The 15,965-nt window shown below is 50.2% G+C and carries 14 protein-coding genes; 7 read left to right on the top strand and 7 right to left on the bottom strand.

Features of this window, described 5'->3' with window-relative positions:
* Positions 1 to 11 precede the first annotated feature (11 nt).
* The 6 genes from HV107_RS15035 to HV107_RS15010 all read left to right on the top strand — a co-directional run bounded on the left by HV107_RS15035 (position 12) and on the right by HV107_RS15010 (position 8,141).
* A complete protein-coding gene (locus tag HV107_RS15035; protein ID WP_182059760.1) occupies positions 12 to 1,796 on the top strand; it encodes a diguanylate cyclase in 1,785 nt (594 codons plus the stop codon).
* A 21-nt stretch (positions 1,797 to 1,817) separates the two neighbouring features.
* Positions 1,818 to 2,723, top strand: a complete 906-nt coding sequence (locus tag HV107_RS15030; protein ID WP_182059759.1) for an alpha/beta hydrolase — start codon at positions 1,818 to 1,820, stop codon at positions 2,721 to 2,723.
* A 222-nt stretch (positions 2,724 to 2,945) separates the two neighbouring features.
* Entirely contained in the window at positions 2,946 to 3,854 is a 909-nt protein-coding gene (locus tag HV107_RS15025; protein WP_182059758.1) for a YafY family protein, read from the top strand.
* Positions 3,855 to 3,857: 3 nt separating this feature from the next.
* Positions 3,858 to 4,703 (top strand): hypothetical protein, encoded by an 846-nt coding sequence (locus tag HV107_RS15020; protein ID WP_182059757.1) that lies wholly within the window; start codon positions 3,858 to 3,860, stop codon positions 4,701 to 4,703.
* An 8-nt stretch (positions 4,704 to 4,711) separates the two neighbouring features.
* Entirely contained in the window at positions 4,712 to 6,154 is a 1,443-nt protein-coding gene (locus HV107_RS15015) for a hypothetical protein (protein WP_259349629.1), read from the top strand.
* Positions 6,155 to 6,869: 715 nt separating this feature from the next.
* Positions 6,870 to 8,141, top strand: a complete 1,272-nt coding sequence (locus HV107_RS15010) for a glycosyltransferase family 4 protein (RefSeq protein ID WP_182059755.1) — start codon at positions 6,870 to 6,872, stop codon at positions 8,139 to 8,141.
* Positions 8,142 to 8,215: 74 nt separating this feature from the next.
* Here the strand turns inward: HV107_RS15010 and galE are convergent, their stop codons facing one another.
* The 7 genes from galE to HV107_RS14975 all read right to left on the bottom strand — a co-directional run bounded on the left by galE (position 8,216) and on the right by HV107_RS14975 (position 14,474).
* On the bottom strand, positions 8,216 to 9,232 hold the full coding sequence (gene galE / locus HV107_RS15005) for a UDP-glucose 4-epimerase GalE (protein ID WP_182059754.1): 1,017 nt from the start codon (positions 9,230 to 9,232) through the stop codon (positions 8,216 to 8,218).
* 70 nt (positions 9,233 to 9,302) lie between these two features.
* Entirely contained in the window at positions 9,303 to 10,238 is a 936-nt protein-coding gene (locus HV107_RS15000) for a hypothetical protein (protein WP_182059753.1), read from the bottom strand.
* Positions 10,239 to 10,490: 252 nt separating this feature from the next.
* Positions 10,491 to 11,456 (bottom strand): LacI family DNA-binding transcriptional regulator, encoded by a 966-nt coding sequence (locus tag HV107_RS14995; protein ID WP_182059752.1) that lies wholly within the window; start codon positions 11,454 to 11,456, stop codon positions 10,491 to 10,493.
* Between the two features lie 58 nt (positions 11,457 to 11,514).
* Positions 11,515 to 12,438 carry an ROK family protein gene (locus tag HV107_RS14990; RefSeq protein WP_182059751.1) on the bottom strand — a complete coding sequence of 308 codons (924 nt, stop codon included), beginning with the start codon at positions 12,436 to 12,438 and terminating at the stop codon, positions 11,515 to 11,517.
* Positions 12,439 to 12,493: 55 nt separating this feature from the next.
* Positions 12,494 to 12,799, bottom strand: a complete 306-nt coding sequence (locus HV107_RS14985; protein ID WP_182059750.1) for a PTS lactose/cellobiose transporter subunit IIA — start codon at positions 12,797 to 12,799, stop codon at positions 12,494 to 12,496.
* Positions 12,800 to 12,822: 23 nt separating this feature from the next.
* Positions 12,823 to 14,148, bottom strand: a complete 1,326-nt coding sequence (locus HV107_RS14980) for a PTS sugar transporter subunit IIC (protein WP_182059749.1) — start codon at positions 14,146 to 14,148, stop codon at positions 12,823 to 12,825.
* A gap of 11 nt (positions 14,149 to 14,159) precedes the next feature.
* Positions 14,160 to 14,474, bottom strand: coding sequence for a PTS sugar transporter subunit IIB (locus HV107_RS14975; protein WP_182059748.1), 315 nt, complete (start codon positions 14,472 to 14,474; stop codon positions 14,160 to 14,162).
* A gap of 178 nt (positions 14,475 to 14,652) precedes the next feature.
* On the opposite strand from HV107_RS14975, the gene HV107_RS14970 reads away from it, so the two are divergent.
* Positions 14,653 to 15,927: a PTS sugar transporter subunit IIC gene (locus tag HV107_RS14970; RefSeq protein ID WP_182063526.1), complete on the top strand. Its 1,275-nt coding sequence runs from the start codon at positions 14,653 to 14,655 to the stop codon at positions 15,925 to 15,927.
* Positions 15,928 to 15,965 lie beyond the last annotated feature (38 nt).

Below are 15,965 nucleotides of genomic sequence, written 5' to 3'. Positions count from 1 at the left end.
GGATCTAACCGGTGAGAATTGCCACGATCACTAACTGGGCATACGGTGCAACGGTATGCCTGACCATCGCCTCTGGCATCGTCATGCTGATGGCTTCAAACGCAGACACTGTCGAGCGTCAGGCCGTCCTGCAGCGACAGGTTTTTGATCAACTCACTGAGGATGTTGAAACCGATGCCTGGGCGTTATCCGACTTAGCCCGGCTGTATGTCGTCAAAAAAGAGCCGCAAATACTCAGTGAATATCGCCAGAAAGAGGGGTCGTTACAGTCAATCGAGACCCGGCTGTCCCGGCTGAAAGACAATGGGGCGACAGGGGAGGAGCTGGCGTTATTGCATGAAGGGTTAAAGATAATTGATGAGCTACAGGACGAGCAGCAATCAGCGATAGCCAGCGTGGCGCGCGATGAAGCCCCCCAGGCCGTTGCGCTGTTGTACGGCGGGCAATATGAGCAGGAGCTGGATCGCGTTCAGAACCAGATTGACCATTTCCGCTTGCTGCTGGACAAGCGTGCCCGCACCGCCGTCGAGGATGCCACCAAAACATCCAAAACCCTGCGCACGCTGTCTGAAATCATGGTAGGCACCACCGCCCTGCTGTTTTTGTTTGTGCTCGGGTTCATCTTAAAGCGCCGCGTGCTGCGCCCGGTTGTGCGTCTGAGCGATGTAGTGCATCGCCTAGCGTCTCAGGATTACGCCGTCGAAACGCCCAACTTTAACCAGATTGATGAGATTGGCGATATGGCGCAGGCCATTCGCATATTCCGTGAAAACGGCCTGGCCCGACAACGGCTGGAAAAAGAGCGTGATGCTGACTGGGCCATCCGTGAACTGCTGGCGCGCATGACGCAGCGGCTACAAGGCTGTGAAAATTTCGCCGATGTGATTAACGTCGCGGAGTTGTTCGCGCCCAATATTGCGCCGGGCATCGCCGGGCGGTTATACATCCTCGATCGCGATCCATGGCAGATGCGCTGCGTGGCCGAATGGCTGTCACCTGAGGGCAAAAATACACCGTTCCACCCGGACGAATGCTGGGCCGTGCGTCGCGGTCAGAGTCACCCGCCGGTAAACGGCGAGCCGGATATCTCCTGCTATCATTTGCCGGAGTCCAGCCTGAATAACACGCTGTGCGTGCCGCTTATCGCCCAGGGAGAGGCCATTGGCTTACTCTCTTTCCAGAACATCACCCCGGAAACCGCCCCTTCCCGGGCGTATCTTGAGCTGATGGCTGAAGCGCTTGGGCTGGCGCTGGCAAACCAGCGACTGCGCGATGCGCTGCTTGAAAAAGCGTTGTTCGACCCCCTCACGGGCTTACGCAACCGTCATCATCTGGAAGACACGCTGCGCACGCAGGTGGCGCAGGCCATGCGCAACCACGAGCCGGTAAGTTGTCTGATGATCGATATTGACCACTTCAAGAGCATTAATGACCGCTTTGGCCATGAGGCGGGAGATCAGGTGATAAAAAGCGTGGCTTCAATTGTTCAACGCGCCGTGCATGACGGTGGGATGGCCTTCCGCTACGGCGGGGAAGAGTTTCTGGCGATCTTGTCCGGGGCGAATGAAGAAGTGGCCCAGACCTGCGCAACGGATATTTTCAATTCCGTGCATGAGCTGTCGCTGCGTTACGGGCTTTCTGAAATTGGCCCGGTGGATGTCTCTATCGGCATCGCCAGTTATCCGCAACATGCCCAAAGCGACAGCCTGCTGCGTGCAGCAGACGTGGCGCTGTACCGCGCGAAAGAGCTTGGCCGTGCCCGCATTGTCAGTTTTGGGATGCTGGAGACGGGCTGAGCGTCTTCAGGAGAACCCTGCATGAACCGTCGCCACTTTTTGATGGGATTAGCGGCCGCCGTTGCCCTCCCCCACCGGGCTTTTGCCGCTATCGCACCACAACAATTTACGGAAATCCCACTCTGGAACGGCACACCGCCGGGCGGCGGCGGGCCTACAGGGCAGCGGATTGCATCGCCTTCTGGCGCAATACGACACATTGCGGTACCGAGCCTTAGCATACTGGCGCCACCCGCGCCCAACGGGCATGGCGTGCTGATTGCCGCAGGCGGCGGCTATAAACAAATCCAGACCGGTAAAGAAGCTCTGCCCGCCGCGCACTGGCTGGTCGCTCGTGGCTATACGGCGTATATCCTCACCTATCGCCTGCCCGCTGAGGGTTGGCACGACGGGGATCGGGTGGCCTTACAGGATGCCCAGCGGGCGCTGCGCATTATCCGCCAGCGGGAGAAACAGGTCAGCGTGCTCGGGTTCTCCGCAGGCGGGCATCTGATGGGTATGGCGGCTACGCGGCCAGACTTTCGCACTTATACCGCCCGGGACGAGATTGATGAGCAAACGGCCAGGCCCGATCGTGCCGCGCTAATTTACCCGGTTATTACGCTCGAAAAACCGTACACCCATACTTCAACCCACAAAATTCTGGTTGGGCCACACGCCAGCGCCGCAGAAGAAGCTGCGTGGTCGGTACAGAACTTTGTCTCACCCGATACGCCGCCCTGTTTTATTGTGCAGGCGAAAGACGACCCGCTTTCCGATCCGCACAACTCACTGATCATGTATGACGCCTGTGTGGCCAACCATGTCCCGGCAGAGCTGCATCGCTACCCAACAGGTGGACATGGCTTTGGTATGGGCCGACAGGGAACAGAAACGGTTGCGTGGCCGGGTGAGTATGCGCGTTGGCTGAATACGAAGCCCACGTAAAAACCGCTTTTTTCTCTCGCTTTCTCAGCGAAATATTGAGCTTGCCATTATCAGGGGCATTAAAAGCAACATATTGACCACTCTCGATAATTTTCCTTAAGAAATGCCTCCGCGTTGCCGATACCTGATCTCCAGGCGGCAATTAACTCCGCCAGGTTCTTTCTGACATGACCTGTCAGGAAGCGACTGTAACCTTAAGGAAAAATTGTCAGGGGAGCACGCATGAGCGGACACGAGGTCATGGTTCAACGGATAACCGTCATTATTTCGACGCTATATCAGTACGGTTATGTCTCACGCCAGAAATTGCTGGATGAATTCAATATCAGCGAGCGTACGCTGTATCGTGACCTTAATCGCCTGGGCGACCGAATCATTCATGATGGTAACGGTATTTACAGACTGTCCCCCGCGTATGCCAGGCCCCAGACCCTCAAAGAGTTGCAGAACCTTATCAGCCTGCTGGGCATGGAGGAGCTAATTCCTGCCAATAAGCTCATTCTCAAGCCTGATTTAACCTCACTCAGCATCCGTACTCTGCCCGGCGATCCCGACGCTAAACGTGCACTGGAAAATAACTTCAGTCTGTTTGATAAAGCTATTCGCCAGAACAGCATTTGCGAATTCCACTATAAAAATACGCTGCGCACCGTTGCCCCTTATCAGCTGATTAATATCAAAGGCGTGTGGTATCTCGGTGCGGTCGAGAACGGCAATGTGAAGGGATATCAGCTCAGTAAAATCCGCTGGCTGAATCTGCGATCTGAGCATTTCACCCCAGAGCCGCACATCGCGAAATATTTCGCCGAAGAAGATGACGTGTGGTTTTCCCTGGATAAGCAGACGGTGCACATCAAAATTGCGGCAGAAGTCAGTTATTACTTCCAGCGCCGTAGCGTGCTGCCCGCGCAAAAAATCCTACGACAAGAGCCGAACGGCGATGTGATTGTGCAGACCGAGATGGCGCATGAAAACCAGCTATTTCCGTTACTTCGATACTGGTTCCCGAATCTCACCATTATTTCTCCGGTTAGCCTGCAACACCATTTTATCCAGAAGCTGACTCAGCAGATGGCGGAAATGGGATCACAGGGTAACGGGACACAATTAGACCACACAGAGCAGGAATAAATCATGTTACGCGGAACAGAAAAAAAAGAAGCATTAGAAAGCCTTTCCCGAGCCAGAACGCGTTATGAATCACAGGCAACGGATACCCAGACAGCTATCACCGACCTGTTTTTACTGCGCCAGAAGTGCAGCAAAGACCTGATTGCGCGTGGCGAGCACTTCGTTAACCGTCTGGCGAATACGCCAAAAGAGTTCGATAAATCCTGGAGCGAGCTGAAAGCGGAAATTGCCGAGTTCGACGATGTGGTCGAAAAGCTGGAAGAAGAGTATCGCGCCTCTCACGTGGGTAAAGGTACCGCCGCGGCGGGTGTTGCCGTGGGTGCAGGCGTCGCGGCGTTTGCCCCTACTGCGGCACTTGCGATTGCTACCACCTTCGGCACGGCCTCTACCGGAACGGCCATCGCCACCCTGAGCGGCGCTGCGGCAACCAATGCCGCCCTGGCCTGGCTGGGTGGCGGTGCGCTGGCAGCAGGCGGTGGCGGGATGTCTGCGGGAAGTGCGCTGCTGGCGCTCGCAGGCCCGGTTGGTTGGGGGATCGGTGCGGTGGGTATCGCGGGCGGTACCTTACTGGCACGTCGTAAAAACGGCAAAATCATCGACCAGGCTCAGACCGAAGAGCGCGAAGTGCGTTCGCAAACCTCAAAACTGCGCATCGTGGAACGCAGCGCCGAGGAGCTGAAAACACTGACCTCTGAACATTATCAGGGCACTGAGGGTATCGTGGATGTACTGGAAAAGACCGCACCGCGCGATTACAGCCAGTTCAATACCCATCAGAAAGAGCAGCTGAGTGCATTGGTTAACCATATCAATGCCTTGTCAAAACTGATCAACAAGAAAATCCAGTGATGGACGGGATGAAAAGTCATACTCCGGTGGGCGATCAGCTCATCGGTAGTGCGGTAAATGCCCTCAACCAGGCGCGTATTGAGGATGCGTTTTTAACGCTTTCTAAACAGGATATTGCGTTTGATCTGGCTCGCGAACAGATGCAGAAGGTGCGTGATTTTGTTGCCTCGCCAGGCAATATTCTCGGCAGCATGAGCACCAAACATGGCGAAATCGCCGAGCAGGTTGAGGTGGCCGTCCGCAATTCTGAGCAGGCCATTGAAGAGAGACTACAGGATGCCTCCACCTTTCGTGCGACGTTTGAGGGAGTGGGCCGCACTGCACCGGAAGATTATCTGATTGATGGCCTGGACGTTCAGTCCAAATTCATTAACGGCACCAACAATAACCTGATGCATGTCCTGAAGCACATGGAAGCCTACCCCAATTTCGGCAAGGATGGGGCGTTCTACCATATTCCGAAAGATACCTGGCAGGAGATTCAGGACGTTCTCGACGGCAAACCCGTTGAAGGCCTTAAATCGACCACGATTGAGGCAATTAAAGAAAAAGTCGCTGAAATTGAAAGGCAAACACAACGGCCTTTTGCCGACGTGGTGCGACCGGGGGTTTCTGATTACAAGGATGTGCAGCTGGGGAAAATCGACGAGACGCTCGACAAGCACGATCAGGAGCTTGCCAGACAGAACGATGCGAAACGCGCTGAGATCATCGATGACCATCAGCCTTCGCTAGCCGAAGGGGTGCGCGCAACGGCGCTGGGTGCCGCAGTGGGTGGTGCCTTTGCGCTAGGTACCGGGATATACCGCAAATACCGCGACGGCAAAAATATCTTCCATGGCGACTTTGATGCCCAGGACTGGCAGGACGTTGGGCTGGATTCGCTGAAAGGTGCAGCTGTCGGTGGCGTATCCGCTGGGGCTATCTATACCCTGACCAACTACGCGTCGATGGGAGCGCCCTTTGCCAGCGCGCTGGTCACCGCGACCAAAGGTGTGGCAAGCCTTGCTCTCTCTTATCAGCGCGGGGAGATCGATCTTAATGAGTTCACCGACCTTGGGCTTATCGTCTGCGCGGAGTCGGCCATCGTCGGCGCCATGACCGTCGCGGGACAGGCGTTGATCCCTGTGCCGGTACTGGGAGCGCTTATTGGTTCGATTTCCGGGAAGTTTATGGTCACCGTGGCCAAAAGCCTGGACGGTAAAACGCGTCAGGCGTTGCAGGCTCGCATGGATGAGTTTGCCCGCCGGTTAAATGCTCTGGAACTACAGGTGCTCAACCGTATCTTGTCCGAATTTGCCGCCCTGGGTGAACTGACGGCGGCTGCCTTTAATGTCGAAAATAACCGTCAGTTGCTGGAAGCAAGCATCACGCTTGCACAGGCACATGGCGTTGAAGACGATAAAATCATTAAAAATGTGGATGATCTGGATGCGTTTATGACGGCGTGATGCCGGGATAAAGGTGTTAAATCAGAATACTAAAAATTAAAGCAGCTCCATTTGCAATGAATGGGGCTGTTTTATCTATAAATTAAAGGTACGCAGTCATCTTTATCGCCATAAATTGTCAATCACCTGAAAGTGTTATTTTCAAACGTAGATATTTTTTATAACAGTAGGCTTATATGCAGACAGTCTTAATTAAGGGGCAAAAAAAGTATGATAAGCAGGTTAGGCACTAATACATTTTCATTATGAACCCTCACCCCTACCAAATTAGATATATTTTTACATTGCATCATTACAAAAAAGATCCCGCTTCTTTGCGTATACTGTTGTGTAAGCCTGCTGTTATTGGTATGTTGATTATTATTTATACACTGGAAGCATAGCCGTTTGAACAGACGGATACTGATGATTACATCGATGTTGTATACCTGTTCAATGAATATATAGAAATCAAATGGATTTTTTTCGAACCATTTATCGTGAATGTTCATTGATAATATAACTTTACATTGAGATTTTCGATATCGCACTTTTGCCATTACTTGTATTTATGTGGTTGAAATAATTCAGAATCGGTCGTTGTCGTACAGCTTACAGAGCGTATGACTTAGCTGTACTTTCTGGGGCGACGTGTTAAAAGGGTGATATATCCTGTACACGATCCGCTGAGTCCACAAAACAATAAAATTGTTTACGAACAATCAAGGCAAGCGCAATGAAAATTTTATTAGTGAATAAGTTCTTTTTTATCAAAGGCGGCGCGGAAACCGTTTATTTTCAGGAGCGCACCATGCTGAAACAGGCTGGTGTCCAGGTGATTGATTTTTCCATGCAGCATGAAAAAAATATCCGCTCTGATTATGCGGATTATTTCATCAACAATGTCGATTACCATCAGGAGGGTAATCTGATCGGGGGGCTCAAAACGGCGGTGAATTTTATTCACAACAGCCGGGCCTGTAAAAAAATGCAGGCGCTTCTGGAAAAAGAGCGCCCGGACATCGTCCACTTCCACAACATTTATCACCAGATGACACCGTCGCTTATCAAAGTGGCGCGCAATTTTGGCTGCAAGACGGTCCTGACCGCGCACGACTATAAGATTGTGTGCCCTGCGTACTCCATGCTGCGCGAAGGGAAGGTGTGTGATGCCTGTATCACCGGGTCAGTATTCAACGCTTTTAAGTATAAATGCCAGGGTGGTTCGGCCTCAAAGAGCTTACTGCTCTCGTTAGAGGCGACATGGCAATATATTGCCCAAAATTACCAGGCTCTGGATGTGATTGTTTCTCCAAGCGCCTTCTTACGCGACGTGTTACTGCGTACGTTGCCTCATTCGCGTATTGATGTGATCGTGAATGGCGTGGATGACAGCCATCCCGTTGAAGAGGTGAACGATGACGGCTATATGCTGTACTTTGGGCGCCTGAGTCATGAAAAAGGCGTGGCAACACTGCTGGCAGCGCATCAGAAAATGAAGAATAAGACCCCGCTGAAAATCGTGGGCAATGGCCCGTTGTATGACGAACTGGTTGCCCAGTACCCGGAGGCTGAGTTTTTAGGGTATGTCCAACAAGGTGATGCGCTCAATTCGCTTATCCAGCGGGCCCGGGCAGTTATCCTCCCATCGGAATGCAATGAAAACTGCTCGATGGCGGTGCTAGAAGCGATGTCTTTGGGTAAGCCGGTGATTGGGTCGCGTATCGGCGGGATCCCGGAGCAAATTCGCGACGGAATTGAAGGGATCTTATTTGAACCTGGCAATGCGCAAGATCTGGCGAATGCGATGGATACGCTGGCTGATTGCCAGGAGAAAGCGCGGATTATGGGCTTACAGGGACGCACGCGTTTGAGTGAGGTGTACTCACTGAACAAGCACATGGATTCCTTAATGACGTTGTATACAGAACTTCTGAGCAGCCCGCAGCCTGATTTTAGACCTGGCAGACTGGTACTCGCGAACAACTCTGAAAGACCACTGGTATGAGCAGACCTGTGGTGCACGTTGCGGTGAATTTTAGCAGCAAGGAACCAGGAAATCGGACGCCTTGCTGCTAAGCATTACACTTTATAGCCATCAGGATTATTTTTTTGCCAGTTCCACGTATCACGCATCATCTCATCAAGATTGTGGGTCGCCACCCAACCCAGCTCTTTACGTGCCAGAGACGGGTCAGACCAACACTCAGCAATATCCCCAGGCCTTCTTCCGACAATCTTATAGCTGATCTTCTTTTGTGACGCTTTTTCAAAGGCTTCAATAAGATTAATAACGGAATAACCGATACCGGTACCGAGATTAATGATCTTATATGCCGCACCTTTATCCACGGAATCCAGCGCCGCTAAATGCCCGGTTGCCAGATCCATCACATGAATGTAATCACGCACGCCTGTACCGTCGGGGGTTGGATAGTCATTGCCGTACACCGACACGCTCCCCAGCTTCCCAATCGCCACCTGGGAAATATAAGGGACCAGGTTGTTAGGAATACCACCAGGATCTTCGCCAATTCTGCCTGATGGATGCGCGCCAACAGGGTTAAAATAACGCAAACAGGTGATGCGGAGCTGCGGCTGTGCGCGTGAGAAATCCGCCAGAATCTTTTCAACCATCAATTTTGACGTGCCGTACGGATTGGTGCAGCCGCCTGTCCGGGATTGCTCGCTTAACGGAATTTTTTCCGGGTTACCGTACACCGTAGCGGAGGAACTGAAGATAAAGTGCTTCACCCCGGACGCTAACATTTCATTGAGTAAAATCTGGGTACCCGTGACATTATTTTCATAATAGGCAAGTGGTTCTTTGATTGACTCGGCAACCGATTTTAATCCAGCAAAATGAATAACATCGGTGATGTTATGGCTGGAGAATATGGTTTTCAGAACATCTCTGTTCAGTATGTTATCAATGTAAACCACAGGCTTTTTCCCGGTAAGCTCTGCGACCCGGTCCAGCGATTTTTGTGAAGAATTCGAGAGGTTATCGATAACAACGACGTCATCACCTCTCTCCAGGAGAGTTAAAACGGTATGTGAACCAATGTAGCCAGCTCCACCAGTAACAAGAATTGCCATACAATCTCCAAATATATTTGGTGTAAACAACTATTGATTTACCAATGCTACTGTCATTAACAGATTGTAATTAATGCCCCCCTGCAAGCGCGTTTTTTCTGTATTTAACCATCAATTTATAATTCACTTTTTTTAGCGCCGAAAACAGACTGAATTTATTAACCTTACTATCATAAACAATATAGTTATCCGTGAAGTTCAACGTATGAACGCCATCGCTTTGATTGATGCCAGAATGTATCTGCTCAATGAGTTCTTCAACAAAGCGGGTAGCATCAAGAGTAATTAACTCTTTTATATAAATGGACTTACCATAGCTTTCCGGCGTGCACTCCTGAGTAAAGAAGTACGTTTTACCATTTACCCTGCAAGGTGCGCCTGCCCCACGATGATACGGATTAGAAATGTGTAGCTCTGGGGTTATTTTCTGCCACGGTCCCATAATATCATTGGCTGTATGGATAACCAGCTCATCATTCATCGTGGTGGATGCCAGATACAAAACCCCATTCAATTCAAAAAGAATGTTATCCGTTAAGGCGATATCAGAGATTAGGACTTTGACCTGACGCCAGCGCACAGGGAAATCCGTGGACTCGAATAAAATAACGTCTTTTCTTTCTGATGATTCAGGGATCATAAAAAGCTTATCATCACTCTGATATAAAAAAGGAAATGATAAATGGCACTTAATGTTATCGAAACCTTCAAGTTTTACATCTTCAAGCTCATCCAGTTCGGCATTCAGTATCCGGCAGCGTAATGTTCCCTGCGAATCCCGAAAGTTCATTGCTTCATAAAAAACGTAAACTTTATCGTCTTTTTCTATAATGAAAGGATCGGCCTGAAACGTATATTTCCTTTTAAGCTGTTTAGTCTGGGTATGACCTAGAATGTCCAGAGTATTAGCAGGGAATGCGTGGGAACGGTTATTTTTGGCAATCAAAATATCCCAGGTTTCATGGAAAAAAAGGGATTTAATCAATCGTTTTGTTTTAGCTCGCATTCGCGCCTGCACCTTTTATCCGTTTAGCAATAGGTGGTTCTTATACGCCAACATTAACAGCCAGTTTAAAACGTAGCCGTTAGTTCATTTTTTGTCCAATAGTAAAAATGGATGTCGGGATGTAAGATACAAGCGATTAGACCATACCACCGCGATCGTTGACCTTAATCAGCCCGGTGGCGATGTGCGAAGACTAGCCCTGACATTGTAATGTGCTCATCAGTGAGGAGGGGGTGACAGGGAGTCATTCCCTCAAGTCACCACATCTGATACCGACGACCTGACTACGAGCCGGCCGGTTAACGTGCGCCCTTCTGGTGCAAAAACAGAATGTCCATCAATGAGCGATTTAATACGTTTAACGCACTCTTCAAGCAACTGCTCTACGGGGTAGGCAATACAGGTCAACGGTGGATAAAGCAAGGATGCCATCGGTGAATCCTCAAGACTCACAAGTGATACTTCCTGAGGTATGGCAATATTAAAATCACGTAGCAAACGCATTGCTTCAGCGGCATATCTGTCACGTTTGGCAATGATTGCCGTGTACTTCGTAAAGCTATTAATCAACGTAAGCAGTGCCTGCTCAATATTGTTGTTCGCCATCACGAGTAACTGGCGATTAAACGGCAGAGAGTAATTCTGTAAAACGCTACGATACCCCTCCAGCATCTGCTTGCTGGCAACATCATCTTCAGTTTCCATCAGCAGAGCAATATTACGATGCCCTTTTCCCAGCATGTATCGACAGGCACTTTCTGTGGCAAACGCATAGTTGTAGCCCTGGTTAACGCTGCCTGTTGTGGAAAAGTCATCAAACGAGATCACATTGCTGGCAACTTCACTGCCGCATTTGCCCAGGGTTACGACAGCTACACATTGATGCTGAAGACTTTCAATGGCAGCCTTTTGCTCAGACGCATCGTTAACATATTGAATGATAAGAGACTTATTGAGTGATTTAACTGCAATCGACAACCGCGGCAACAGGGTTGCGCTAAAATCGGCTTCATGTGCGGGAAGTACCATACCGACCTGATTTGACGTATTGCTCGCCAGATTTTGCGCAGCAAAACTGGGACGGTAGTTGAGTTCTTCTACCGCCCGTAAAACTGCCTCGCGGCTTTCTTCACGAACGCCACGTGTCCCGGTCAACACACGGGAAACGGTAGCCCGGGAAACATTGGCTAATTTTGAAACGTCGTCAATGGTTGTCATGGTGTCGTCTGTATAGCTATTTTCTCCCTATAGTAACATAAATACGGGCAGGAATTAGTCAGCTGGATGAGTTACCTGTGGCCCGAAGAGGCAACCACGCCGCACCGCGAACTCCGCTGGCATCGCCAAATTTGGCTTTAACGATGGCAGTTCGACAACTCGTCGAAAAAATGTACTTTCCAACGGCTTCGGGAAGATCCCGGTATATGCTGTCCACGTTCGATAACCCACCACCAAGTACGATGACATGAGGGTCGAGTGTGTTGATTACACCAGCAATACTACGGGCAAACGCATCAATAAAGTGATGATAATGCGCCACCGCGCAGGGCTCACCATCTTGTGCCGCAACCATTATGGCCTCAGTACTCAATGCGGTCCCCTTACGGGCGTTGTAACGACGACTGAAGCCGGTTCCTGAAATAAAGCTTTCTATGCAGTTTTCTTGCTGGCAGTAGCAGGATTCCACTGGGCCATCCTGCTCTGCGCGCCAGCCGGGAAGAGGATTGTGCCCCCATTCACCGGCAATAGCATTGGGTCCATTCAGGAGTTGTCCGTTCACGACAACCCCGCCGCCACACCCCGTGCCGACAATGACGCCAAACACCGTACAGTATCCTTTTCCTGCACCATCGACGGCCTCAGATAAGGTAAAACAATCAGCATCATTGGCCATAAAAACAGGTTGATTAAGCCGTTCCGCCAGGTCGCGTTTTAAATTTTCGCCGTTGAGCACCAGGCAGTTACAGTTTTTGATTAATTCGCTCAGCGGATCGAGCGCTCCCGGTAAACCCAGGCCAACGGTAAAGTCGCGCTGCGTCGCGGCACGAATATCGTTGATTAACTCCGTCAGGTTATTGAGAAATCCCTGATAACTGGCTTTATACGTTGGACGGCGATCGCGCAACACAATGGTACCGTTAGCATCAAGCAGGACGGCCTCCATTTTTGTACCACCAATATCCAGACCAAGATGAAACATAGTGCTTCTCCGGAAAAAAGAAGAGAGGCAATGCCTCTCTTAAGTCACACAACACTCAATGACGGGTTCTGTAGATATCAATAAGCTCAGTCACCAGTTCTTTGGCGAGGATGGAGGTCATCAGGTGATCCTGGGCATGTACCATCACCAGCGTCATTTTGGTTTTGCCTTCGCCCTCATCAGCCTCTATAAGCTGGGTTTGCACCAGGTGCGCTTCACGCGCGAAGTGCTGTGCCTGCTTCATCTTTTCATCGGCATCCGCAAAGTCTCCGGCTTTAGCACTGTGTAGCGCTTCGAAACACAGACTACGAGACTGTCCGGCATTGATGATGATGCCCATGATTTGTTCTTCTAATTCCATAACATCCTCTGACTCTTAATGATTTATGCAGTTTCAGATTGGCCAACACGCCCGGTTTCTGATTTTTCCTCAGACTCCTTTGTAAGCAACTGTTTTTCATATGATTTAAGGAATGGATAATACATAACCACCGCCGTTACCATGCAGATAAGACACATCACAACGGGACTAAATGCCCAGTTGGCTGCCCACGATGCGCCAATGGGAGCTGGAGTTGTCCACGGTGTCATTGAGACCACGCGCGCCACCAGGCCAAAGTCCAGAGCAAACCAGGCAAGCGTTGCATTGACCATAGGGACCAGTACGAATGGGATGAAGAACAGCGGGTTCATAATCACAGGCGCACCGAACAAAATCGGTTCGTTGATATTAAACAGGCCGGGAACAACCCCCATGCGGCCGATGGTGCGCAGATGCACGGCTTTGCTGCGCATAAGTAAAAGTGCCAGAGGCAGAGTGGAGCCAACACCACCAATCAGCAGATAGTGATCCCAGAATCCCTGAACATAGATGTGTGGAATCGCTGTTCCTGCGGCCATCGCGGCCTGGTTCACGGAGAGGTTTGCCATCCAGAATGGATTCATGATGCCTGTGACTATCAGCGCACCATGGATGCCTGCAAACCATAATATCAGGCACACCAGAACGGAAAGCAGAATGGCAGGCAATGTATCGGACGCCGCAACCAGCGGTTTGACCAGCGACATAATTGCTTCGGGGATAATCATCCCAAGTTGTGCTTCTATAAACAGATTAAGCGGGTGCAATGTCAGGACCACCGCCAGCACCGGAATTAAAATCTCAAAGGAACGTGCGACACCGGTCGGCACTTCGGGTGGCAGGCGGATGGTAATATTATTGCGACGCAGGAAGGCATACAGTTCGGTCGTATAAATCGATACCAGCAGTGCAGTGAAAATGCCCTGCCCTGAAAAATAAGCTGTCGATACCATGCCATCTTTTAAGGGCGCAGCGACCAGTAAAAAGCCCATGAGGGACAGCATTCCCGAGGTCAACGGGTCCAGCCCGTGGTGACGCGCCAGGCTTGCAGCCACACCCACCGAGATGAAAATTGTCATGATCCCCATGCTGAAGTTAAACGGCAGCATCAGGTTTTCACGATGATCTAATGAAAACTGCAACCAGGCGCGGGCGAAGCCCCAGTTGGTATCAGGTGAGAAGGGTGGGAAAATAAACACCAGCATAAACGAGCCGACAATCATAAACGGCAGAGCAAGAATAAACCCATCACGAATAGACGTGACATACTTTTGCTGGCCGACTGCACCAGCCATAGGCGTGATTTTGCTCTCTATCACGCTGATTAATTTAGAGTACAGAGCGCTCATGTTGATGTCCTTTAGTTATTATTTTCAATCAGGGACAGGGCATAATCCAGTACTGCCCCTCCCTTCTGCATGCCGTAATCCATCATGTTGATGGGCTCGACCTTGATCCCATAAGGGTTGGCTTTGTTCTGAAGATCTTTTTGCATGTACTTCACCTGTGGCCCCAACAGCACCACCTGGTAATTCCCAACCTGCTGTTCAAACTCCGCGACGCCAAAGGCTTTAATATCAACGGCCAGACCGCGCTTATCCGCCTCTTCCAGCATCTTTTTGACCAGAAGGCTGGTAGACATTCCGGCGGAACAGCAAAGCATAATTTTCTTCATAAAAACTCCAGACTGGGTAACAACGTTGAGCGGACTATAATCTTTACGGATTCAAAACGGAAAGCGCTTTCCGTACATGGATACATTAAATGTGAGCGCGATCACCAGATGCAGGCTTTTACTTTGTTGGGATGTGAGCGATGATCCCGAAACTTTCCTGTCCTCTATAGGCCCTGCCATGAACATTCAGTTTATGAATGTTGCTGTGACACTGATTGAGCAACGCGTTACGCCATTTGCTAACCTACTCACCCGCAGCCAGCACATCACAGCGATGCGGGACAGCTTTGCGCTGGCCATGCCGTTTGTGATAGTGGGTAGTCTGATGGTTCCCCTGATTTTTCCGCCGTTTGCTGTGAACGCTGATGCCTGGTATGGCGCGGCTTATCAGGCCATTCGGCCGATGTTATTGCCAACGTTTGAACTGACCATTGGACTTGTGGCATTGATTATCGCTTTCGGTGCCAGTGCCAGTCTGGGCAAACAGTATCACCTGCCGGAACGACTCTGCGGTCTGACGGGATGCCTGGCTTTCCTGGTGTTTATCGGTTTTAAAGAAACGGATACCAGCAATATTTTCCTTGGTGGGATTGGGATATTTAGCGCTTTAATATCAAGCTTCTACAGCATTGAAGTGATGCGACTCTTTTACCGACGTGGCTGGTGTATTCGTTTGCCGGAAGAGGTGCCAGTGATGACACGCAATGGCTTCCAGCTTCTGATGCCTCTGCTCGCCATCATGCTTTCAATCACTCTGCTCAACGCGATACTAAAGCAAAACACCGGCATGATTTTGCCGGATATGATCAGTGAAGCTTTTCGGCCGCTAATCATCGCCTCTGATACGCTAACCGCACTGATTATTACGATTGTTATTTGCAATTTACTGTGGTTTATCGGAATTCACGGTGCGCTGATTGTCACCGGTATCATGAATCCTTTCTGGATGACCTATCTATTTGAAAATCAACAGGCTTTAGCAAACAACATAACGCCACTACCCCATATCTATCTTCAGGGATTTTGGGATTTTTACCTGCTAATCGGCGGGATTGGTTCGACGCTGCCCCTGATCGTTATGGCCCTGCGTAGCCGTTCTCGACAGCTAAAAAGCGTCAGCAAGATTGGGTTGATTCCATCGCTGTTTAATATCAATGAACCGGTACTTTTCGGCTTCCCGATTATTCTCAACCCTCTGTTTTTAATTCCATTTATTTTTGTCCCGGTGATCAATGCATGTATCGCATGGTATCTCACTCACCTCGGCGTGCTTGACCGCGCGGTGGCTATGCTACCCTGGTCGATGCCTGCGCCGCTCGGCGCAGCCTGGTCAGCAAACGGCAGTTGGAAAAACCTGTTTATGTGCTTGTTTGCTTTCTTCAATGCATGGATGATTTACCGTCCGTTTTTCAACGTCTATGAACGGCAACTTGTGGAGTCAGAAAGCAAATAATCCTCCGTTTGCCCATTTTATTTCCAGCCAGCGCGTGT

The sequence above is a fragment of the Enterobacter sp. RHBSTW-00175 genome (assembly GCF_013927005.1).
In the GTDB taxonomy this organism is placed as follows: Bacteria; Pseudomonadota; Gammaproteobacteria; order Enterobacterales; family Enterobacteriaceae; genus Enterobacter.
Note: the sequence above shows the minus strand (reverse complement) of the source record. Positions and strands in the feature narration are given on the sequence as shown.